At 41.1% G+C, this 22,093-nt stretch carries 25 protein-coding genes; 17 read left to right on the forward strand and 8 right to left on the reverse strand.

The window, feature by feature from the left end; all coding sequences use genetic code 11:
* Nucleotides 1-9 precede the first annotated feature (9 nt).
* From folP to A6B40_RS05215, 6 genes are all read left to right on the forward strand, one after another.
* Nucleotides 10-858: a dihydropteroate synthase gene (folP, locus tag A6B40_RS05190; RefSeq protein ID WP_176671770.1), complete on the forward strand. Its 849-nt coding sequence runs from the start codon at nt 10-12 to the stop codon at nt 856-858.
* Between the two features lie 14 nt (nt 859-872).
* Nucleotides 873-1,223, forward strand: a complete 351-nt coding sequence (locus A6B40_RS05195; RefSeq protein WP_176671771.1) for an ArsC family reductase — start codon at nt 873-875, stop codon at nt 1,221-1,223.
* A 115-nt stretch (nt 1,224-1,338) separates the two neighbouring features.
* Entirely contained in the window at nt 1,339-2,484 is a 1,146-nt protein-coding gene (dapE, locus tag A6B40_RS05200; RefSeq protein WP_176671772.1) for a succinyl-diaminopimelate desuccinylase, read from the forward strand.
* Nucleotides 2,485-2,641: 157 nt separating this feature from the next.
* Nucleotides 2,642-3,976, forward strand: a complete 1,335-nt coding sequence (locus A6B40_RS05205) for a cation:proton antiporter (protein ID WP_176671773.1) — start codon at nt 2,642-2,644, stop codon at nt 3,974-3,976.
* Between the two features lie 98 nt (nt 3,977-4,074).
* Nucleotides 4,075-5,103, forward strand: coding sequence for a YeeE/YedE family protein (locus A6B40_RS05210; RefSeq protein WP_025248257.1), 1,029 nt, complete (start codon nt 4,075-4,077; stop codon nt 5,101-5,103).
* A gap of 20 nt (nt 5,104-5,123) precedes the next feature.
* A complete protein-coding gene (locus A6B40_RS05215) occupies nt 5,124-5,345 on the forward strand; it encodes a sulfurtransferase TusA family protein (RefSeq protein ID WP_025218085.1) in 222 nt (73 codons plus the stop codon).
* 70 nt (nt 5,346-5,415) lie between these two features.
* Here A6B40_RS05215 and A6B40_RS05220 read toward each other — a convergent pair whose 3' ends face one another.
* The 4 genes from A6B40_RS05220 to dnaK all read right to left on the reverse strand — a co-directional run bounded on the left by A6B40_RS05220 (nt 5,416) and on the right by dnaK (nt 10,728).
* Entirely contained in the window at nt 5,416-6,924 is a 1,509-nt protein-coding gene (locus tag A6B40_RS05220; protein ID WP_025248258.1) for a catalase, read from the reverse strand.
* A 244-nt stretch (nt 6,925-7,168) separates the two neighbouring features.
* The gene (gene dnaJ, locus A6B40_RS05225; RefSeq protein ID WP_176671774.1) at nt 7,169-8,308 is read right to left on the reverse strand and encodes a molecular chaperone DnaJ; all 1,140 of its coding nucleotides are present in this window, start codon (nt 8,306-8,308) and stop codon (nt 7,169-7,171) included.
* A gap of 97 nt (nt 8,309-8,405) precedes the next feature.
* A complete protein-coding gene (locus tag A6B40_RS05230; RefSeq protein ID WP_418887707.1) occupies nt 8,406-8,714 on the reverse strand; it encodes a hypothetical protein in 309 nt (102 codons plus the stop codon).
* A 115-nt stretch (nt 8,715-8,829) separates the two neighbouring features.
* Nucleotides 8,830-10,728 (reverse strand): molecular chaperone DnaK, encoded by a 1,899-nt coding sequence (dnaK, locus tag A6B40_RS05235; protein WP_176671776.1) that lies wholly within the window; start codon nt 10,726-10,728, stop codon nt 8,830-8,832.
* Between the two features lie 214 nt (nt 10,729-10,942).
* Between dnaK and A6B40_RS05240 the strand changes: the two genes are divergently transcribed.
* From A6B40_RS05240 to A6B40_RS05250, 3 genes are all read left to right on the forward strand, one after another.
* Complete coding sequence (locus A6B40_RS05240) at nt 10,943-11,281, forward strand: P-II family nitrogen regulator (protein ID WP_025218090.1); 339 nt, start codon at nt 10,943-10,945, stop codon at nt 11,279-11,281.
* 145 nt (nt 11,282-11,426) lie between these two features.
* Entirely contained in the window at nt 11,427-12,146 is a 720-nt protein-coding gene (locus A6B40_RS05245) for a hypothetical protein (protein ID WP_176671777.1), read from the forward strand.
* Between the two features lie 23 nt (nt 12,147-12,169).
* Nucleotides 12,170-12,400, forward strand: coding sequence for a zinc ribbon domain-containing protein (locus A6B40_RS05250; protein ID WP_025248263.1), 231 nt, complete (start codon nt 12,170-12,172; stop codon nt 12,398-12,400).
* Between the two features lie 59 nt (nt 12,401-12,459).
* On the opposite strand, the gene A6B40_RS05255 is transcribed toward A6B40_RS05250, so the two are convergent.
* Both A6B40_RS05255 and A6B40_RS05260 read right to left on the reverse strand, forming a co-directional pair.
* Nucleotides 12,460-12,870: a DoxX family protein gene (locus A6B40_RS05255; protein WP_025248264.1), complete on the reverse strand. Its 411-nt coding sequence runs from the start codon at nt 12,868-12,870 to the stop codon at nt 12,460-12,462.
* A 115-nt stretch (nt 12,871-12,985) separates the two neighbouring features.
* Nucleotides 12,986-13,663, reverse strand: a complete 678-nt coding sequence (locus A6B40_RS05260; RefSeq protein ID WP_176671778.1) for a phosphoribosyltransferase family protein — start codon at nt 13,661-13,663, stop codon at nt 12,986-12,988.
* A 116-nt stretch (nt 13,664-13,779) separates the two neighbouring features.
* On the opposite strand from A6B40_RS05260, the gene A6B40_RS05265 reads away from it, so the two are divergent.
* Nucleotides 13,780-14,592, forward strand: coding sequence for a Cof-type HAD-IIB family hydrolase (locus tag A6B40_RS05265; protein ID WP_176671779.1), 813 nt, complete (start codon nt 13,780-13,782; stop codon nt 14,590-14,592).
* A 159-nt stretch (nt 14,593-14,751) separates the two neighbouring features.
* Here A6B40_RS05265 and rpmA read toward each other — a convergent pair whose 3' ends face one another.
* On the reverse strand, nt 14,752-15,009 hold the full coding sequence (gene rpmA, locus A6B40_RS05270; protein WP_006249511.1) for a 50S ribosomal protein L27: 258 nt from the start codon (nt 15,007-15,009) through the stop codon (nt 14,752-14,754).
* A gap of 20 nt (nt 15,010-15,029) precedes the next feature.
* Nucleotides 15,030-15,341, reverse strand: a complete 312-nt coding sequence (gene rplU / locus A6B40_RS05275) for a 50S ribosomal protein L21 (RefSeq protein ID WP_025218095.1) — start codon at nt 15,339-15,341, stop codon at nt 15,030-15,032.
* A 272-nt stretch (nt 15,342-15,613) separates the two neighbouring features.
* Here rplU and ispB point away from each other — a divergent pair, with 272 nt between their 5' ends.
* From ispB to mutM, 7 genes are all read left to right on the forward strand, one after another.
* The gene (ispB, locus tag A6B40_RS05280; protein WP_176672325.1) at nt 15,614-16,609 is read left to right on the forward strand and encodes an octaprenyl diphosphate synthase; all 996 of its coding nucleotides are present in this window, start codon (nt 15,614-15,616) and stop codon (nt 16,607-16,609) included.
* A gap of 102 nt (nt 16,610-16,711) precedes the next feature.
* Entirely contained in the window at nt 16,712-17,458 is a 747-nt protein-coding gene (locus A6B40_RS05285; RefSeq protein WP_025342138.1) for an epoxyqueuosine reductase QueH, read from the forward strand.
* Between the two features lie 104 nt (nt 17,459-17,562).
* Nucleotides 17,563-18,498 (forward strand): ACP S-malonyltransferase, encoded by a 936-nt coding sequence (gene fabD / locus A6B40_RS05290; RefSeq protein WP_025248270.1) that lies wholly within the window; start codon nt 17,563-17,565, stop codon nt 18,496-18,498.
* A 17-nt stretch (nt 18,499-18,515) separates the two neighbouring features.
* A complete protein-coding gene (locus A6B40_RS05295) occupies nt 18,516-18,992 on the forward strand; it encodes a hypothetical protein (RefSeq protein WP_025342136.1) in 477 nt (158 codons plus the stop codon).
* 21 nt (nt 18,993-19,013) lie between these two features.
* Nucleotides 19,014-19,736, forward strand: a complete 723-nt coding sequence (gene fabG / locus A6B40_RS05300; RefSeq protein WP_025342135.1) for a 3-oxoacyl-ACP reductase FabG — start codon at nt 19,014-19,016, stop codon at nt 19,734-19,736.
* Between the two features lie 170 nt (nt 19,737-19,906).
* Nucleotides 19,907-21,199: a branched-chain amino acid transport system II carrier protein gene (brnQ, locus tag A6B40_RS05305; protein WP_025218101.1), complete on the forward strand. Its 1,293-nt coding sequence runs from the start codon at nt 19,907-19,909 to the stop codon at nt 21,197-21,199.
* 51 nt (nt 21,200-21,250) lie between these two features.
* Nucleotides 21,251-22,075, forward strand: coding sequence for a bifunctional DNA-formamidopyrimidine glycosylase/DNA-(apurinic or apyrimidinic site) lyase (gene mutM / locus A6B40_RS05310; protein WP_176671780.1), 825 nt, complete (start codon nt 21,251-21,253; stop codon nt 22,073-22,075).
* Nucleotides 22,076-22,093 lie beyond the last annotated feature (18 nt).

Raw genomic sequence — 22,093 nt, forward strand, 5'->3', positions numbered from 1 at the left:
AAAAATAAGATGCAAATCCATTTCAAAAATTTTCAAAAAAATGACCGCTTGTTAGATTTAACTAAGCCACAAATTATGGGGATTTTAAACTTCACACCTGATTCCTTCTCGGATTCAGGGAAGTTTTTCTCCCTTGATAAAGCTTTATTCCAAGTTGAGAAAATGCTCAATGAAGGAGCAAGCATCATTGATGTGGGCGGAGAATCTACTCGCCCGAATGCGGCGATTATAACTCTGGAAGAAGAGCTTGAGCGTGTTGTGCCTGTGGTAGAAGCCATTCATAACCGTTTTGATTGCTTGATTTCGGTAGATAGTTCTAAAGCGGAAGTATTCAAGCAAGCGGCAAAAGTGGGTATGGATATAATTAATGATATCCGAGCTTTAACGGAGCCAAATGCATTAGAAACAGCAGCTGAGCTTGGCTTGCCGGTCTGTTTAATGCATATGCAGGGTAATCCGCAAACAATGCAGCAAAAGCCGGAATATGATGATGTATTGGAAGAAGTAGCGGATTTCTTAAATCAACGCATTTTTGCCTGTATGACAGCAGGCATTCCGAGAGAGCATATTATTTTAGATCCGGGCTTTGGTTTTGGTAAAACGGTTAAGCACAATTATCAATTATTGAAACATTTTAAAGCCTTTGTAGATTCCGGTTTTCCTGTGCTTGCCGGGCTTTCCCGTAAATCAATGATTGGTGCGGTGTTAGATAAGCCTGTAGAGCAACGTGTCGTCGGGTCTGTTACCGCTGCTTTGATTGCTGCTCAAAATGGGGCGAAAATTCTGCGAGTTCACGATGTGGCAGAAACCGCAGATATGCTGAAAATTTGGCACGCAACGATTGACTCAGATAATTAATTTTAGGAGTAAAAATGACAACCTTAGTTTATGGCATTAAAAATTGCGATACCGTGAAAAAAGCCTTGAAGTGGCTGGAAGAAAACAATCAACAACCTCAACTACACGACTACCGTGTAGATGGTTTAAATGCCGATTGGTTGGTCGAAATGGAAACTAAATTCGGTTGGGAAAATTTGGTAAATAAACGCAGCACCACTTGGCGAAATTTAGATGACACGATTAAGAATAATCTCAATCGTGAAACTGCATTGAAAGTGCTAACCGAACAGCCAACGCTAATTAAACGCCCGATTGTGATCCAAAATGGGATTGCATTAATTGGGTTTAATGAAAAAGAGTATCAGGCTGCGTTTGAACGATAGTCATCTGTAGGGGCGTGCGTCGCACGCCCAAATAAATATCTAACTGGGCGTATGACATACGCCCCTACATATTTGCAATAAATTCACAAAAAACAACCGCTTGTACCCGATAAAAATGAAAAACGAAATTATCTCCCTTGCCCAAAACCTTATCTGCCGTGATTCCATCAGCCCTCAAGACAAAGGCTGTCAGCAGGAAATCGCTGACCGTTTGGAGAAAGTGGGCTTCCAAATCGAATGGCTGCCGTTCGGCGATACGTTGAATATGTGGGCAACGCACGGCACGGAAAATGGCAAAGATGAGCCTTGTGTCGCTTTTGCCGGACACACCGATGTGGTGCCGGTTGGCGAAGAAAGCCAATGGACTTATCCGCCGTTTTCCGCCGAGATTGTGGACGGCGTGCTTTATGGGCGTGGAGCGGCGGATATGAAAGGCTCGCTTTCTGCCTTGGTGGTGGCGGCGGAAACGTTTGTGAAAAAGAATCCAAACCACAAAGGCAAAGTGGCATTGTTGATTACCTCTGATGAAGAGGCTGCAGCGAAAGACGGCACGGTAAAAGTGGTGGAAACCTTAATGGCTCGTAATGAAGCAGTACACTATTGTGTGGTGGGCGAGCCGTCTTGCGGAAAAGTGTTAGGCGATGTGATTAAAAATGGTCGTCGTGGCTCTATTACCGCTGATTTGTACATCGAAGGCATTCAAGGGCACGTTGCTTATCCGCATTTGGCGGAAAATCCGGTGCATACCGCCCTCGGTTTTCTCACCGAATTAACCACTTACCAATGGGACAACGGCAATGAGTTTTTCCCGCCAACCAGCTTGCAAGTGGCGAATATCAAGGCGGGTACGGGCAGCAATAATGTGATTCCGGGCGAACTTTATGTGCAGTTTAATTTGCGTTACTGCACCGAAGTGACGAACGACATCATCAAAGAAAAAGTGGCAGAAATGCTACAAAAACACGGTTTAAAACACCGTATTAGCTGGAATTTGTCAGGCAAGCCTTTCCTTGCCGGCAACGGAAAATTGGTGGAAGCGGCAGTACAAGCGGTCGAAAATGTCACAAAAATCACGCCTCGCTTAGACACCAGCGGCGGCACTTCGGACGGTAGATTTATCGCCTTAATGGGAACAGAGGTGGTGGAATTCGGGCCACTCAATGCCACAATCCATAAAGTCAATGAATGTGTCAGCGTGGACGATTTAGCCAAGTGTGGTGAAGTGTATTACCAAATTTTGGTGAAATTGTTGAACGCCTAATCATAATGGGGTAAGCGCTTGTAAGGGCGAGGAAAGTCGCTCGCCCAGTTGCAAAAATAATTGAAAAAACGGCCGCTTGTTGTATGGCTATTAAGCAAAATAAGGTTTACACTAGCCGCAGTTTTATTTTTTTACAATTTTTTTACAGGTAACTCCTATGCAACTTTATGCTTACATCTGCCTATTATTTGGGCTGGCGATGTTTATTTCATTTTTCACGCGAAAACTGAATGAAAATATCCAAACCACCATTGCAATTACTGCTTCTGCCCTTGTCGGCTCCCTTCTTATTCTTACCTTCGGCTCTCTCGGCTGGTTCAATATTGACAAACTCGCTATCTCCATTTTCGAACAACTCGACTTCAAAAGTTTCTTATTAAACGGAATGCTCGGTTTCTTGCTTTTTGCAGGCTCATTGGGGATCAAATTGCCGTTAATGAAAGAACAACGCCGTGAAATCGCGGTCTATGCGTTAATTTCTACCTTAATTTCTACTTTCTTAATCGGTGGCTTAATTTATGTTGTTGCTAGATTATGTAGTTTAGAGATTGGCTTTGTTTACTGTTTATTATTTGGCTCGCTCATTTCGCCAACCGACCCTATTGCTGTACTTGCAATTATCAAAAGTCTAAAAGCCCCAAAACGCCTTTCGATGCACGTTGAAGGAGAGTCTTTATTCAATGATGGTATCGGATTAGTGATTTTTACCACTATTTTTGCCGTAGCATTTGGGGGGCAAGAACTAACATTAGGTGGCGTGGTAGGGCTGTTCTTGCAAGAAGCCGTTGGTGGTATTTTATTTGGCTTATTAACAGGCTTTATTGCACATAAGTTTATTTCTGCTACTGATGACGGAAGCCTTGAGATTTTAATCACGCTCACTATTCCAACCGTTGGCTTTGTTATGGCTAATTACTTGCACGTTTCAGGGGCATTAACCATGGTAGTAGCAGGGATTATGATCGGCAACTGGACACGCCGCTCAGGCTTTTCTGAGCAGAGCCAAAAATATCTCGACCATTTTTGGGAGATGATCGATCACTCGCTAAACTATCTTTTGTTCTTATTAATCGGACTAAGCACACTGTTGGTTGAATTTACCTTTATCGGCGGTGTGTTAATGCTAGCGGCAATCCCGATTTGCTTGTTCGCTCGCTATGTTAGCTTATGGATTCCTTTCCAAGTGTTAAAACACTTCCGCTCTTATAATCCTTATACGCTTAAAATTATGACATGGGGCGGTTTGCGTGGCGGATTAGCCCTTGCAATGGCACTTTCCGTACCAGCTGGCGCTGCGATGATTTCAAGTTCAGAAGGAAATCTTGATGTGCGAGATTTGATTTTGTTGATGACTTATGCAGTTGTTACCTTTTCCATTCTAGTACAAGGCTCAACTGTTGAGCCAATGATTAAAAAAGCAAAATTAGTTGATCCAAGAAGAGTCGCATTGAATAAATTAGGTGGACCTGATGATGTAATTCCTCATATTTAATATAACAAAATGAAATATCATTTTACTAAAGATTATTAGTCATCTAAACAACTTTATATTCTAATACCTCCTTATTTATTTTAGTGAGGTATTTTTTTATGTTATTAACAGGGTTGTTATGTGGTTTTCTACTCGGTTTTGTAATGCAGCGTGGACGTTTCTGTATTACTGGAGCATTTCGTGATCTTTATGTAACAAAAAGTAGCAAAATGTTTGTAGCGTTATTGATTGCGATTACCGTGCAATCCATCGGCATTTGGTTGCTTTATGAAGCAGGCTCATTTACTTCACCAGCGGAAGATTTACCGTTGATTGCGGTAATTCTCGGGGCATTCTTATTCGGTGTTGGGATTGTTTACGCCGGCGGTTGTGCGACAGGCACTTGGTATCGTGCAGGTGAAGGGTTAATCGGTAGTTGGGTAGCGCTGATCGTGTATGGCTTGTTCTCCGCTTCAATGCGAACTGGGGTGTTAGCTCCGCTCAATCAAGGGCTAAAAGCAAATGTGATTGAAGAACGCACCATTCACGAAACCTTGGGTATTTCCCCTTGGATTTTAGTGTTTATTTTAACGGCAGTAACGCTCACACTGACTATTCGTCAGTTAAGAAAACCAAGAGGCAAAACCATTGCATTAAAACCTCGCAAAACCGGTTTGGCTCACATTTTATTTGAAAAACGCTGGCACCCGTTTGTAACTGCTGTATTGGTGGGTTTGATTGCGTTATTAGCATGGCCGTTAAGTGCAGCAGCAGGCAGAAACTTTGGTTTAGGCATTACCTCACCAACAGCTAATGTGTTCCAATATTTTGTATTTGGCGATGATAAATTCATCAACTGGGGTGTATTCTTGGTGTTTGGGATTTTGATTGGCTCGTTCGTGGCTGCAAAATTCTCTAACGAGTTTCGTTTCAGAGTGCCAGATGCAACAACAATGCTTCGTAGCGCAGGCGGTGGGGCTTTAATGGGTATTGGGGCAAGTCTTGCTGGCGGTTGCTCTATCGGCAACGGCTTAGTGGAAACCGCATTTTTCTCTTGGCAAGGTTGGATTTCATTACCGATAATGATAGTCGGTACATCGGTGGGGGCATATTTCACGATTATTCGCCCACAACGTTTAAAAGGTTAATTTTTTAAGGAGTTATGATTATGAACGTACGTTTACCAGCATCAGGGCTTGTTTGCCCATTTCCATTAGTAGAAGCAAAAGCAGCAATGGCAAAATTAAACAAAGGCGATAGCCTAACTATTGAATTTGATTGCACTCAAGCAACCGAAGCAATCCCAAACTGGGCAGAAGAAGAGGGCTATGATGTGACAGATTACCAACAAATTGGTGATGCGTTATGGGAAATTACGGTAGTGAAATAAATTTTACAAATACTAAGTAATAAAAAAGCTCTACTTTCGTAGAGCTTTTATTTTGCGTTTTACCTAAAGATTATAGTAAACCCGGCTGACCTAATGCTGGGTCTGTTGCACGAGCTGCGATTGCATCTTCAACAGTCATACCTAATGCTTTAGCAACACCTTCACCGTATGCTGGATCGCAAGCATAACAGTTACGGATATGACGGTATTTGATAAAGTCTAACGCATCGCCCATACCTGCTGCGGTATTATTGAATAATGCTTGTTTTTGTTCATCATTCATATTGTTGAACAATACACGTGGTTGGCTGAAATAGTCTGAATCGTCTTCACGGTAATCCCAGTGTGCTGCATCGCCACTAATTTTTAGTGGTGGTTCAGCATATTGAGCTTGCTCTTGCCATTTACCGAAGCTATTTGGCTCGTAATGGATTGTGCTACCGTAGTTACCATCTACACGACCTTGACCATCACGCGCATTGCTGTGTACAGGACAACGTGGTGCGTTTACCGGGATTTGATGGTGGTTTACACCTAAACGGTAACGTTGAGCGTCCGCATAGTTGAATAAACGAGCCTGTAACATACGGTCCGGAGACACGCTGATACCTGGGACTAAGTTGCTTGGTGCGAACGCAGATTGCTCAACATCAGCAAAGAAGTTTTCAGGGTTACGGTTTAATTCAAACTCACCCACTTCAATTAATGGATAGTCCGCTTTTGGCCATACTTTTGTTAAGTCAAATGGATGGTATGGTACTTTATCTGCATCAGTCTCAGGCATAATTTGTACATACATTTTCCATTTCGGGAAATCTCCACGTTCAATCGCATCATATAAGTCACGTTGATGGCTTTCACGATCATTTGCAATGATTGCTGCCGCTTCTGCGTCTGTTAAGTTTTTGATACCTTGTTGTGTACGGAAGTGGAATTTCACCCAAAAACGCTCATTTTCAGCATTGATGAAGCTGTAAGTATGCGAACCAAAACCATGCATATGGCGGTAAGAAGCTGGAATACCACGCTCACTCATTACGATAGTCACTTGGTGGAATGCTTCTGGTAATAATGTCCAGAAATCCCAGTTGTTTGTAGCAGAACGCATATTGGTGCGTGGATCACGTTTAACTGCTTTGTTTAAATCCGGGAATTTACGTGGGTCGCGTAAGAAGAATACTGGTGTATTGTTACCTACCATATCCCAGTTACCTTCTTCTGTGTAGAATTTTAATGCGAAACCACGAATATCACGCTCAGCATCAGCAGCACCACGTTCACCAGCAACAGTTGTAAAACGAGCAAACATTTCGGTTTTTTTACCCACTTGGCTGAAGATTGCCGCACGAGTGTATTTAGTGATGTCGTTAGTGACAGTAAAAGTACCAAACGCCCCAGACCCTTTAGCGTGCATACGGCGCTCAGGAATCACTTCACGTACGAAGTTAGCTAATTTTTCGTTTAACCATAAATCTTGAGCTAATAATGGACCACGTGGACCTGCAGTTAAGCTATTTTGGTTATCAACAACAGGAGCACCGTTGTTTCTTGTTAAATGTACAACAGGACATTTAGACATAATAGAATCCTCATAAAAAATAAGATAGGTAATCAATTCGAAGGAAATTATAAAGACTGTAGTTTTTTTCGCAATCTATTAATTTGATAATTTAGAGCTATTGAAGAAATGTTGTTTAATAGTTGATTATAATTGTCAGGAATTAAACTGGTAAGCCACAAGCGGTCTTTTTTGTCTAATTTTTTACATATAGGAAAAGAAAAGTACATATCTAGGATATGTACTTTTGAATGAAAAGAGAGAATTATTTTCCTAAATTATCAAAGAATTTCTTCACCCCGTCAAAGAACCCCTCGTGTTTCGGGCGGTGCTGCCCTTTGCCCTCAAGGCTAACTTCAAATTGACGTAACAGCTCTTTTTGCTCTTCGCTTAAATTCACTGGGGTTTCGATAACCACTTTGCAGATTAAATCCCCTGCGTAGCCGCCTCGTGGGTTTGCTACCCCTTTGCCTCGCACACGGAACAGTTTGCCGGTTTGGGTTTCTGCCGGGATTTTGAGTTTCAGCTTGCCGTCTAAGGTTGGCACTTCAATTTCACCACCTAATGCCGCAAGGGTGAAGCTGATTGGCACTTCGCAGTAGAGATTTGAACCGTCACGCTCGAAAATATCGTGATCACGCACGTAAATCACTACATATAAATCGCCTGCCGGTGCCCCATTTTCGCCAGCTGCCCCCTCGCCGGATAAGCGGAGTTGGTTGCCGGTGTCCACACCTGCTGGAATGGTAACAGATAAGTTTTTCGCTTTTTGAACACGTCCATCGCCGTGGCAAGAGCGGCACGGTTTTTCAATACGTTTGCCGGTGCCGTGGCAGCTTGGGCAGACCGCTTCGGTTACAAAGAAGCCTTGCTGACGGCGAACACGCCCTGAGCCGTGGCAGTGGGAACAAGTTTCCACTTTGCTGCCCGCTTCCGCACCTGAGCCATGGCAGGTATCACATTCTGCTAAAGTTTGAATGCGAATATCTTTTTTGCAGCCTCTCACCGCTTCTTCAAGGGTGATTTCGATGTCGTAACGTAAATCATCGCCACGCACCACACGTTGGCGGCGACCACCGCCACCAAAGCCTCCGCCGAACATTTCGCTGAAGATGTCTTCAAAGCCGCCGAAACCACCGCCACCAAAGCCACCAAATCCACCTGAACCGCCACCGCCTTGTTCAAAAGCAGCGTGACCGTATTGGTCGTACATCGCCTTTTTTTCACTGTCGGTTAAGACTTCATAGGCTTCGGTAATCTCTTTAAATTTCTCTTCTGACTCTTTACTGCCTTGGTTTTTGTCTGGGTGATATTTAGCTGCCAAACGTTTATAGGCACGTTTGATCTCTTTTTCATCCGCCCCTTTCGACAAGCCAAGGACTTCGTAATAATCTCTTTTTGCCATAGTTTTTCCGTATTTGTAAAAATTTTGAGAATTTTGAGCGCATGTTTAACTCCGCTAACCCCTCTTTTCTAAAGAATGGGTCAGATCTCCAGTTATATTAACAATGCGGATTTAGCGCAATATAAATTTCGACTTTGCCGTCAGGTAAATGCTTTTCAAAATCCTGTGTATAAGCACGTTTTAACAAGCCTTGCTTAGAACGGTTTTCAATGCTCGCCCACGTTTCCGCTAGCAAATTTTCCGTAGTTGGAATTTTCTCAAACCAGATAAAATCGTCGATCAAAATAGGGTCGTTCCCGTTTTCTGTTTCGGTTGCGATCACGGTTTGGTTTGTTTTACGGTCGTAGATTTTATAAAACGGCGGCTGTACCGTTTCGGTTATGGAGTAGAGTTTGAGCATTTGCAAAATTTTCTTAGAATTTGACCGCTTACACAGCCTCAGAGGGGCTGGTCTAGCTGGTCTATTAATAACCTACGCAAAAGGGGCGTATGCAATACGCCCCTACATCTATTGGGAAAGATTACTTGTTGTCTTTCACCTCTTCAAATTCCGCATCTACCACGCCATCATCTTTTTGAGTTTGTTGTGGTTGCTCGCCGCCTTGGGCTTTTGCTTGAGCGGCTTGCATTAGCGGTTCTGAGGCTTTGATTAATGCTTCGATTTTCGCTTCGATGTCAGCTTTATCTTCGCCTTTTGCCGCAGTTTCTAACTCTGCAATGGCTGCTTCGATTTTCGCTTTGTCGTCTGCATTTAACGCATCGCCTGCTTCAGTGATTTGCTTACGGGTTGCGTGAGCAATACCGTCTGCTTGGTTACGGGTTTGAACTAACTCTTCAAATTTTTTGTCTGCTTCAGCGTTCGCTTCCGCATCACGTACCATTTGTTCTACTTCTTCATCACTTAAGCCTGAAGATGCTTGGATTTTGATTTGTTGCTCTTTACCTGTGTTTTTATCTTTCGCAGACACGTTGATGATACCGTTCGCATCAATATCGAAAGTTACTTCAATTTGTGGCATACCACGTGGAGCTGGGTTAATACCTTCAAGGTTGAATTGACCTAACGATTTGTTATCTGCTGCACGTTTACGTTCACCTTGTAACACGTGGATCGTTACCGCAGATTGGTTATCTTCCGCCGTTGAGAACACTTGCGATTTTTTGGTTGGAATCGTGGTGTTTTTCTCAATTAAGGTCGTCATTACGCCACCCATTGTTTCGATACCCAATGAAAGCGGAGTTACGTCTAATAACAATACGTCTGTTACAGAACCGCTTAATACACCACCTTGCACTGCCGCACCGATTGCCACTGCTTCGTCCGGGTTCACATCTTTACGAGGCTCTTTACCGAAGAAGTCTGCCACTTTTTTCTGCACTAATGGCATACGGGTTTGACCGCCCACTAAAATCACATCGTTGATTTCGCCAACCGATAAGCCAGCGTCTGCTAATGCCGTTTTTAACGGCTCTAATGAACGGTTTACTAAATCTTCAACTAATGCTTCTAATTTCGCACGAGTTACTTTGATGTTTAAGTGTTTCGGACCGGTTGCATCAGCGGTGATATACGGAAGATTTACTTCAGTTTCTTGTGCTGAAGAAAGCTCGATTTTCGCTTTTTCTGCCGCCTCTTTCACACGTTGCATCGCCATTGGGTCGTTGCGTAAATCAACACCTTGCTCTTTTTGGAACTCTTCCACTAAGTAGTTGATCACACGGTTGTCGAAGTCTTCACCACCTAAGTGAGTATCACCGTTGGTTGCACGCACTTCAAAGGTTTGCTCGCCGTCAAAGTTGTCGATTTCGATAATTGAAATATCGAATGTACCACCACCTAAGTCGTAAACAGCGATAGTTTGGTTCTCTTTCTTAGAGTCTAAACCGTATGCCAATGCCGCCGCTGTTGGTTCGTTGATGATACGTTTTACATCTAAACCAGCGATACGACCCGCATCTTTAGTTGCTTGACGTTGTGCATCGTTAAAGTACGCCGGCACAGTGATTACCGCTTCGGTGACCGGCTCGCCTAAGAAATCTTCTGCGGTTTTCTTCATTTTTTTCAAGATTTCAGCAGAGATTTGTGGCGGTGCTAATTTTTCGCCTTTTACGGTTACCCACGCATCGCCGTTGTCTGCTTTGCTGATTTCAAACGGCATAATTTCAATATCACGCTGTACTTCTTTATCTTCAAAACGACGACCGATTAAACGCTTAATAGCGAATAATGTATTTTTCGGATTAGTGATCGCCTGACGTTTTGCTGGCTGACCGACTAAGGTTTCTTTGTCAGTGTAAGCGATGATGGATGGCGTTGTGCGTGCACCTTCTGCGTTCTCAATTACACGAGGTTTGTCACCGTCCATTACTGCCACACAAGAGTTTGTTGTACCTAAGTCAATACCAATGATTTTACCCATTTTCGATTCCTCTAGTTATAAATTCAGTTTTAAAAAGAAACGAGATGATTTTCTCGTTCAGACGCAACCATAAATAAGGGCAAAAATGGAGGGTTCAAGGGCAAAACGAAAAAAATTTAAAAAAATGATAAATTTTTCGCTATTATGTAACAAAAAAACGATCAGTTCGCCCCTACAGATGACTATGTAAAATAAATAATGCAAGGAATAAAATATGAAACTCATCACTACCATTATTCAACCCTCAAGACTAAACCAAGTGCGAGATGCACTGTCAGAAATTGGAATTCAAGGAATGACAGTCACAGAAGTAAAAGGCTTTGGCAGACAATATGGGCATAGCGAAGAAGAACTCTCGCAAATCAAGACAATTGATTTTCGTCCTAAAATTAAAGTAGAAGTATTAGTTTCTAATTACCAAACCGATGCAGTAATTGATGCAATTTTAAACGCCTCTTACTCAGGACAAGTAGGCGATGGTAAAATTTATGTTGCTAATATTGAACAGGTTATCCGTACTCGCACCGGTGAAACAGATGATGAAGCACTTTAAATATAAATGAGTGATTTTGATTTGAATTGATCTAATTTGATTATTATTTAAGCAAAAAGGAGAGGGAAAATATTTTCTTCTTAAAGAATCAATATTATCATTAGATTTATAGAGATTAGCCTTAAATTAGGAGGTATATCTGATTATGGTTAATAAACATATCAATAAAATCATCAATTCTTCATTTTCTCTTGCATTTTTTACACTGATTAGTTTTGCTACAGCTTATTGCTATGGCTGGAGACAAGCACTTTTTCACGGCTACCCTTGGTGGCACGTTGAGGTTGGTAATGCCAGTATGGCAAGAAGTCTTGCTTATGTATTCATTGTTTCGGTGTTACTCTTTTTCTGCTATGCTTTAGGCTACGCTTTAATAAATAAAGTTTTTAAACTACATTATTTTCAACATTTAGGCTGGTTAAGAGTTATTGTATTGGTTTCTGTTTTTACCATACCGGTTATTCTCACTTTCTATGTGTTTACGGGTATTGTGCCTATTTCCATTTCAATTACCTATGTTTTAGTTACCGCACTAAGTGTTTTATTTTTCCAGAAAAAGTGGAATGATACGAAACTTGATCTTGATGTCAGAAAGATGATATTAAAAGGAGATCTCCATATCTTTAATCTCTTTATCTTCCTCTATTTTTCGCTATTAGCTCTACACATTGGTTATTTAAGAGCTGGCTTACGTACTACCTATGATTATATAGAAATAGAGAACCAAAAATATTATATTCTCTCAACCAATAGTGATAATGGTTATATTATGGGGGAGAAACAAAAAGATAATGATAATTTTATTTTCTTTAATCGAAATGATCAAAGTTATTATCGTATCTATATTGAAAATTTTTCGAAATAAATAACCGCTTGTAAGGGGAAACTATGGCATTACACCGCTGCCCGGAGTGCAGAAAACGTATCAGCGACAGCGTAGAAAGCTGTCCGCATTGTGGTTTTTCTTTCAAAGAGGCGGATTTAGAAATCTATCGCCAAAAATTAGAGCAGCGCCGATTACACAACCAAGAAGTGAACCGCAAAAGTATAAAATTACAACTGATATGGTTGGGAATATTTGCAGCTGTAATTGGAATAGCAACAATAGTAGCTAATTAAAAAAGAAAATGGGTGAAATTAAATAATTATTCACCCAAGTATTCCTTTAAATAACTAAACTAAGCTTTACTGAATAATTTTGCATCGAGAGAATATTTTCCTGCACCAATAAAAATAAAGGTTAAGAATAAAACTGAGTAAAGCCCTGCTAATTCTCCGCCATTTAATAATGGTAATAAAACATTTCCTTGAGCTCCGTGAACAATGAAAAATGCGTACGCCATCATACCTGAAAGCAAAAATGCAGTCTGGCGTGTAAATAAACCTAAAATAAAGAAGATACCGCCTACAATTTCTAAAATACCTGCCGCACCGTAAATTGAGAAGAATGGTACACCGCCGTTACCGTTGGTCATCGACATTGGGAATTCAAAGAATTTTGCCGTGCCGTGAAGTAAGAACATATAACCTGCTACGATACGGGTAATTAAAAGAGCAAGCGGTTGTAAGTTGTTTAAAGTTGAGTTCATAAGCTTTCCTTAAAAAATAAAAGTAACTAAACAGTTGAGGGCGTATTTTAAAGGAAAACATTTATTTGATAATCCATCAATTTTAAAATATATTATTTCAAATAAAGAAATAATATTAAGCCCTTGCTAACACCCAAACTTGAATTTCTTCAACATTCCATTTCAATAACTCGGTACAAATTGCATTCAGCGTTGAACCTGTTGTAAGTACATCATCAACAATCGCTACTCGCTTATACTCTCTGATAGGTTGATAGCTAAAAGCTCTTTTTAAATTTTTACGGCGTTGTGCTGCACTAAGATCTCGTTGCGAGATGGTCTTCCGCTGCCTTATTAAACTTTGATTATCCAACGGAATATTTAGCCATTTAGCTAACCAACGGCTTAACAATTCGCTTTGATTAAAACCTCTCTGCCAATATCGCTGCCAAAATAACGGCACAGGCATAATCACTTCCGGCAATCTCAAACCTTGCTCCCGTTGAGCTTGTTTTATAGCTAAAAGCAATTGTCGAGCAAGGGCTTGATCGAGCCAATATTGTTGCTGAAATTTAAAGCGATGTATCCAATGAGAAAGCGGCTGTTTATACTCTCCCACTCGCACTAATTTTTGCCACTTAGGTTCATTTTTTAAACAATAACCGCAATAATCACGGTACGCTAAAGAACTCATTCCACAATGAGTGCAGTAAGGTGGCTTTTTCATTTGCTTTTGGCAAATGCTGCAAAATCCGTGAATACCAACTGCCAATGATTTATCACAGTGAAAACAACGAAAGCCAAATACATTCATCTTTCCTCCTTTTCTTTGCAGATTATCAAACTTAAGTCGCTTTTTTCGGACTATTTTTGTGATCTTTCTCGAAAAAAGAGTAAAATCTTACTATTGGCAACATAAAGGAAAAGCAGATGAACACACCTCAAAAACCAATTAAAATTGTTTTTTTCGATATTGATGAAACCTTGTATGTAAAGCATAAAGCCTACATTCCTACTTCTGTTACCGAGCAAGTTTTACCTCGCCTAAAAGCAAAAGGGATTATTCCTGCTATCGCCACAGGCAGAAATCACGGTTGTTTCCCTGAAGCCTTGAAACCCTATTTAAATCCCGAAACAGGCTTTGAATTATTCGTTACGATTAATGGGCAATATAATTTCTATAAAGATCAGCTTATTAGCGATTATTCCCTTAGCCGTGAGCAAATTGAGCGAATTATTCGCAAAGCTAATGAATTAGGCATTATTTATGCCTTTGTAACACCGATGACGATTGCAGTTTCTGAAACTAATCCTATCGTTCACGAAGCGGTTTTACCGATTACGCCGAATTATTTGATTGATCCGCACTACCACGAAAAAGAGCATATTGTGCAAATGCTGCTGTTTTATACCAAAGAGCAAACACAAGCGGTAGAAAATAGCGGAATTTTTGCAAATGATTTAAAAGAGGCTCGCTGGCACCCCAATGCGGTGGATATTCTAAGAAAAGAGAACTCCAAAGCTCGTGGTATTCAAGATGTGCTGGCAAAATTGGGGATTGATATTGAAAGCTCAATGGCATTTGGAGATGGCTTTAATGATATGGAAATGTTACCGACTGTCGGCTTCGGTGTGGCTATGGGCAATGGCGAACCTGAGCTGAAGGCTGTGGCAGATTTCATTACAAAACCGATTGAAGAAGACGGTATTTTATACGCATTAGAAACACTACACGTCATTTAAACAAAAAGCGGTTGTAAATTTTTATCAATTTACAACCGCTTGTAATCAAACAATCACATCAATAAATAAATATCAGAGCAGTTTTGCTCTAAATACACAATTGAAGATATGAAAAAACCTCGCTTAAAGCGAGGTTTTCTTATTTTCATTTTGAAATGATTAGTCAGCAATGATGCTTACATATTTACGGCTTTTCTCGCCTTTCACTTCAAATTTAACTTTACCGTCTGCAGTTGCAAATAAAGTGTGGTCTTTACCCATACCTACATTTGAACCCGCGTGGAATTTAGTACCACGTTGACGAACAATGATGCTACCTGCTAATACAGATTCACCACCGAAACGTTTAACACCAAGGCGTTTAGCTTCAGAATCACGACCGTTGCGAGTTGAACCACCAGCTTTTTTAGTTGCCATCTTCTAGATCTCCTCTGAAATTATGCTTGAATCCCAGTGATTTTCACTTCTGTGAACCACTGACGATGACCTTGTTGTTTACGGCTGTGTTTACGACGACGGAACTTAACGATTTTAACTTTCTCGCCACGACCTTGTGCTACAACTTCAGCCACTACTTTTGCACCAGCAACTACCGGTGCACCGATTTTAACATCTTCGCCATTAACGACCATTAAAACTGAATCGAATTCAACTTTCTCACCAGTTGCGATTTCAAGTTTTTCTAAACGAACTACTTGACCTTCGCTTACACGGTGTTGTTTGCCGCCACTTTGGAAAACTGCGTACATATTTACTCCGCTATGTGCCATCTGCTTTTGCGTTTAGGCACTTAATTAATTCATAAAAATAGGGTTGCAATTCTACGGAAAAAGATTAAAAAGAGCAAGCGTGATTTTGAGATATTTTTCAAATTTGCAAAAAATAATAAAAAAATAACCGCTTGTTTGATACTTAGAAATGATCTACTGCTCCGATTTTATCACAAAATCGCAATTCTTTTTTGAACAACACTCAAATTAAGGTAAAATCAAGTCAATTTTCACTTTAACTGATGGACTTACTGACGGTGCAACTTTCTTTAGAACAAATTCAAGCCCTTGCAAATGAAGATATGCAAGCGGTAAATGCAGAAATTTTGGCTCAACTTAATTCGGAAGTCTTATTGATTAACCAGCTTGGGCATTACATTATCGCAGGCGGTGGCAAACGCATTCGCCCGTTAATTTCAGTGCTTGCAGCCCGCGCGTTAGGTTATCAAGGTAAAAAACATATTACAGCGGCAGCCTTTATTGAGTTTGTACATACGGCAACATTATTGCACGATGATGTGGTGGATGAATCCGACAAACGTCGTGGGCGAGATACTGCAAATGCGGTGTTTGGCAATGCAGCAAGCGTGTTAGTGGGTGATTATATCTACACTCGTTCTTTTCAAATGATGACGGATTTAGACTCGCTTCGTGTATTAAAAGTAATGTCTTCGGCAACCAATGCGTTGGCGGAAGGTGAAGTTCAGCAATTAATGAATGTGAACGACCCAAACACCACAGAAGCAAACTATATGCGTGTGATTTACAACAAAACTGCACGTTTGTTTGAAGCCGCTACGCAATGCGTGGCGATTGCTGCTGAAGCAAGTGAAGAGGTCGAAAATGGCTTAAAAGAGTACGGTTGTTATTTAGGCACGGCATTCCAACTTGTTGATGATATTTTAGACTACTCCGCCCAAAGTGAAAGTTTAGGTAAAAATGTAGGCGATGACTTTGTAGAAGGCAAACCAACGCTTCCGCTCTTACACGCAATGCACACAGCGGAAAAAGCAAGCAAAACCGCTCAAGTGGAGCTGATCCGCAATGCAATTGAAAACGGTGGTGAATTGGAGCAAATTCCAGACGTTTTAGCCATTATGACGGAACACAAATCTCTCGACTACGCAATGCAAAAAGCCCGTGAAGAAGCCCAAAAAGCGGTCGATGCGTTAGCGGTATTGCCTGAAAGTGAATACAAACAGGCATTGATTTCACTGGCGTATTTGTCGGTGGATAGATCCTATTAATTTGCAAAAAATCAGATAAATTTAACCGCTTGTAGGGGCAAATGATATTTGCCCCATAACCTATAATTCTTTTGGGCAAATGTTGTTTGCCCCTACATAACAATGACAGAACAAAACCAACAACCCCAAGAACACATTGAAAGTGTGCGTGCTAGACGCCGTGCTCAAAATCAAAAAAAAGATCCAAACGCCCCTTTTGTGCGTGAGAAATTAACTCTTCCGAACGGACACAATAAGTTGCTGCTGCACTCTTGCTGTGCTCCGTGTTCGGGCGAAGTGATGGAAGCAATTCACGCCTCCGGCATTGAATTTACCATCTATTTCTATAACCCGAACATTCACCCACTCAAAGAGTATCTCATTCGTAAGGAAGAGAATATCCGCTTTGCTGAAAAGTGGGGTATTCCGTTTATCGATTTAGATGACGACTACGAAAACGACCGCAAAGAGTGGTTCAAAAAAGCCAAAGGGATGGAATGGGAACCTGAACGAGGCATTCGCTGCACAATGTGCTTTGATATGCGTTTTGAAAAAGCGGCAGAATACGCTCACAACAACGGCTTCCCGGTCTTTACCAGTTGCTTAGGTATTTCTCGCTGGAAAGATATGAACCAAATCAACGACTGCGGACACCGTGCCGCCGCTAAATTTGATGATGTTGTTTACTGGGATTACAACTGGCGTAAAGGCGGTGGTTCTCAGCGTATGATCGAAATCAGTAAGCGTGAACGCTTCTATCAGCAGGAATATTGCGGTTGCGTTTATTCCCTGCGTGATAGCAACAAATGGCGATTGGAAACTGGGCGTGAACGGATTGAGATCGGTAAACTGTATTATTCGCCAGATTAATCTGCTACAAGCGGTCAGTTTTTACGGCAAATTTGCAAAGATTACATCGTAGGGGCAAATTGCAATTTGCCCCTACAAGCTACAATTTAAAAGAGGAATAAAAAATGTCAAAATTCGCTATGGTTTTCCCTGGGCAAGGCTCACAAGCTATTGGAATGCTTTCTGATCTTGCTCCACAATACCCAATTGTGGAAGAAACCTTCAAACAAGCAAGCGATGTGCTTGGCTATGATTTATGGGATTTAGTACAAAACGGCACAGCAGAAGAGCTAGGGCAAACTCAACGTACTCAACCGGCTTTATTAGCGGCATCGGTGGCAATTTTCCGTGTATGGCAAGAAAAATACCCTGAATTAAAACCGTCTGTAATGGCAGGTCATAGTTTAGGCGAGTACTCTGCCCTAGTTTGTGCCGGCGTGTTAAACTTCCAAGATGCCATCAAATTAGTTGAACTGCGTGGTAACGCAATGCAAGAAGCCGTCCCGGCAGGCAGCGGGGCGATGTATGCGATTATCGGCTTGGATAATGAGGCAATTATTACAGCGTGCGAACAAGCTGCAAATGAAACCGGCGAAATTGTTTCAGCAGTAAACTTTAACTCGCCAGGTCAAGTCGTGATTGCCGGTACAAAAGCGGCAGCTGAAAAAGCAGGTGAATTATGTAAAGCGGCAGGGGCAAAACGTGCGTTACCATTAGCCGTAAGCGTACCTTCACACTGTGCATTAATGAAACCAGCAGCGGAAAAATTAGCAACAGCATTGCAAAATATTGAGCTAAATCAACCGCTTGTACCTGTTATTAATAACGTTGATGTTGCGGTTGAGAGTGATGCTGAGGCTATTCGTAACGCTCTTGTTCGTCAGCTTTATAGCCCTGTGCGTTGGACAGAAACCGTCGAAAAAATGGCACAAGATGGCATCACAACGCTTTATGAAATCGGTCCAAACAAAGTATTAACCGGTTTAACAAGCCGTATTGTGAAAGAGTTATCAGCACAAGCAGTAAACGATGTTGCCAGCCTTGAGGCAGTTCAAGCCTAATTTCAATCAGCGATAAAATGAGCAAAGAAACTTTATTTATGCTGTTCAGTGTATTGATTGCCTTAGTCATCATCCCTGCCAGCTATATGTTTAGTAATGTCGATCCGCTTGAAAGTAGTTCCGTATTTAAACAATTTGGTATGCTTTCGGTTGCTTCTGCCTGCTCATTTTTAGCTTACTTTTTGGCTATTAATCCGAAAATTCGTCGAGCATTTATCGGCGGGGCAGCACTTACTACCGCGGTTATTCAAGCGTGGGCTATTTATGGCGTGCTGTTAAGCAAAGGTGATCCAAAAGGTGCGGTGGTTTTATTTCAAATTTATTTATTAAGTAGTTTAGGATTATTGCTCGTCTCAACAATATGGGTGTTTGCTCGCCCTCGTTGGATTTATCCACAGCAAGGTTCAGCCGTTAAATATGCATTATTCGGTGGTTCAACCACTGTGATAAACTACTTTATTATTCTTTTTATTTTTTATATTTTCACGCTTTAATCGTCTTTTATAGGAGAATGTATGAGCAAAATCGCATTAGTTACAGGTGCAACTCGTGGTATCGGCAAAGCGATTGCCGAAGAATTGGTGGCAAAAGGCTACACAGTAGTTGGCACGGCGACCTCTGAAAAAGGGGCAGAATCTATTTCTGCTTACTTAGGCGAAAATGGCAAAGGTCTAGTACTAAACGTGGCAGACGCAGAATCTATTGATTCCGTATTAAAACAGATCAAAGAAACCTTTGGTGATGTGGATGTGCTAGTGAATAACGCAGGAATTACCCGTGATGGTTTATTAATGCGTATGAAAGATAATGATTGGTTCGACATCATTCAAACTAACCTTACATCTGTTTATCGCTTGTCTAAAGCGGTATTACGCCCAATGATGAAAAAAGGTGGTCGTATTATCAGTATTGGTTCCGTTGTTGGTTCAATGGGTAACCCGGGTCAAACAAACTACTGTGCGGCAAAAGCAGGTTTAGTCGGTTTTTCTAAATCCCTCGCAAAAGAAGTCGCAAGTCGTGGCATTACAGTAAACGTGGTTGCTCCGGGCTTTATTGCAACCGATATGACAGATGAACTAAACGAAGATCAACGCAATGCAATCTTAAGTCAAATTCCGGCTGGCGAACTTGGCTCTCCACAAGATATTGCAAAAGCAGTAGCATTCTTAGCCTCAGATGACGCACGTTATATCAACGGTGAAACCATTCATGTGAATGGTGGGTTATATATGGGTTAATATTTCCTTTCTATTTTGTTAAAAGTCGGCAATTTGCCGACTTTTCTTTTCTAAAAATGTATTTTTCCACAATATCAAGCGGTCTTTTTTTGCAAGAAGTTGGCAAATATGGCACAATTCTCCCCTTATTTTTTAATGTCTTTCCTTTTAATTTTTAAGTAGCAATTATTATGACTAAAAATACCTTCATCGTGGGCTTTATGCTCTTTGCGATTTTCTTTGGGGCGGGTAACTTAATTTTTCCGCCAAAACTCGGTTTAGATAGTGGCATTGATTTCCTGCCTTCTATTATTGGCTTCGTGCTTACCGGTGTTGGTTTGCCACTGCTTGGAATTGCCGTGAGCGGTTACTATCAAGGTGGTTATAAAGAAGCGTTGAGCAAAAATGTTCATCCTTATTTTTCGCTGCTATTTTTAATGGCAATTTATTTAACTATCGGACCATTCTTTGCCATTCCTCGCACAGGGGCAACAGCTTACCAAATGGCAGTTGTGCCGTTTATTGGTGAAAGTAGCACGCTTTCTTTATTGATATTTACACTAGCTTATTACTTAATTGCGGTATGGTTCAGCTTAAACCCATCAACGGTAGTAGATAGAATAGGTGCAATCTTAACTCCTGTATTATTGGTTGCAATTTTAGCATTAGTAGTTAAAGCCGTTATCTTATTAGGCGGAAATGAATTGCCTGCAGTAGCAACCAAGGCGGATCCCGAAACCCCTCTCTTTACAGGCATTGTTGAAGGTTATTTAACGATGGATGCTCTAGCTTCAATTACTTTCTCTGTGATTGTGATTAGTGCAATTAAGGCGAAAGGCATCGGTGGTAAAGACTTAATCAAGCAGACTTCAATGGCAGGCATAATTGCAGCTATTGCATTAGCAGCAATTTACATTTCGCTTGCTTGGATTGGTAACCACTACCCGATTAGTGCAGAAACTCTCGCAGAATTGAATACAAAAGGTCAAAACATCGGCACATTTATTCTTAATAGTGTTGCAACTGATACCTTCGGTGAGTTTGGTCGCACGCTACTTGGCGTGATTGTTACGCTTGCCTGCTTAACTACCTCGATTGGGTTAATCGTAACTACAAGTGAATATTTCAATGAAGTATTCCCGAAAATTTCCTATAAAATTTATGTATTAATTTTCAGTCTAATCAGCTTTGCGATTGCTAATCAAGGCTTAGATTTTGTGATTTCAAAATCTGTGCCTGTGTTGTTAGTGCTATATCCAATTGCAATGACAGTTATCTTCCTAATGTTTATCAACATCTTTATTAGATTGCCATTAATGGCTCAGCGCTTACCATTAGCATTAGTAACCATAGTGTCTATATTATCAGTTGCCGGAGTGGAAATGATGAACTCTCTACCAATGAAAGATATTTCAATGGAGTGGATTCCGTTTGCCATTGCAGGTACAGTAATTGGCTATCTAGTTGGTAAAAAGCCTAATTAACAATATCTAGGGTGCGTTTATAAACGCACCTTTTTACTATAAGGAATAAAAATGCCTGAATTACCCGAAGTTGAAACCAGCGTGCGAGGCGTTGAGCCTTATTTAAAAGGGCAAACGATTAAGCAAATAATTATCCGTCAACCCAAGCTACGCTGGGTAGTTAGCCCGGAACTTTCTCAAATGGAAAATGCAAAAATCGAAGCAGTAGAAAGACGGGCGAAATATCTGATTATCCGAACCGATAAAGGTGATATTTTGGTGCATTTAGGAATGTCCGGCTCACTCGGTATTTTGCAAGAAAGCCAACAAAAAGAAATTGGCAAGCACGACCACGTCGATCTTATTTCCCAAAACGGCACAATCTTACGCTATAACGACCCTCGCAAATTCGGCTGCTGGCTATGGTCAGAAAAGGCTGAAAATCACGAACTACTACGTAAACTTGGACCTGAACCGCTTTCAGACGATTTCACACCCGATTATTTATTTGCAAAAAGTCGTAAAAAAACGACCGCTTGTAAAACCTTTATTATGACGAATGAAGTAGTTGTGGGCGTTGGAAATATCTATGCGTGCGAAAGTTTATTTATGGCTGGCATTCACCCTGAGCTTGCGGCACAAAATCTGACTAAAAAGCAATGCGAGCGTTTAGTGAAAACCATCAAAGAAGTACTAACTAAAGCCATTATTCAAGGTGGCACAACGCTCAAAGATTTTGTCCAACCTGACGGCAAACCCGGCTATTTTGCTCAAGTGCTACAAGTATACGGACGAAAAGGGGAAGCCTGTAATGATTGTGGAAAACCCATTGAAACCAAAGTGATTGGGCAACGTAACACTTACTTCTGTCCGAAATGTCAGAAATTGCCTAAATAACCAAAAAGAGAGCAAAAG

The organism is Mannheimia varigena (assembly GCF_013377235.1).
GTDB classification, from domain to species: Bacteria; Pseudomonadota; Gammaproteobacteria; order Enterobacterales; family Pasteurellaceae; genus Mannheimia; species Mannheimia varigena.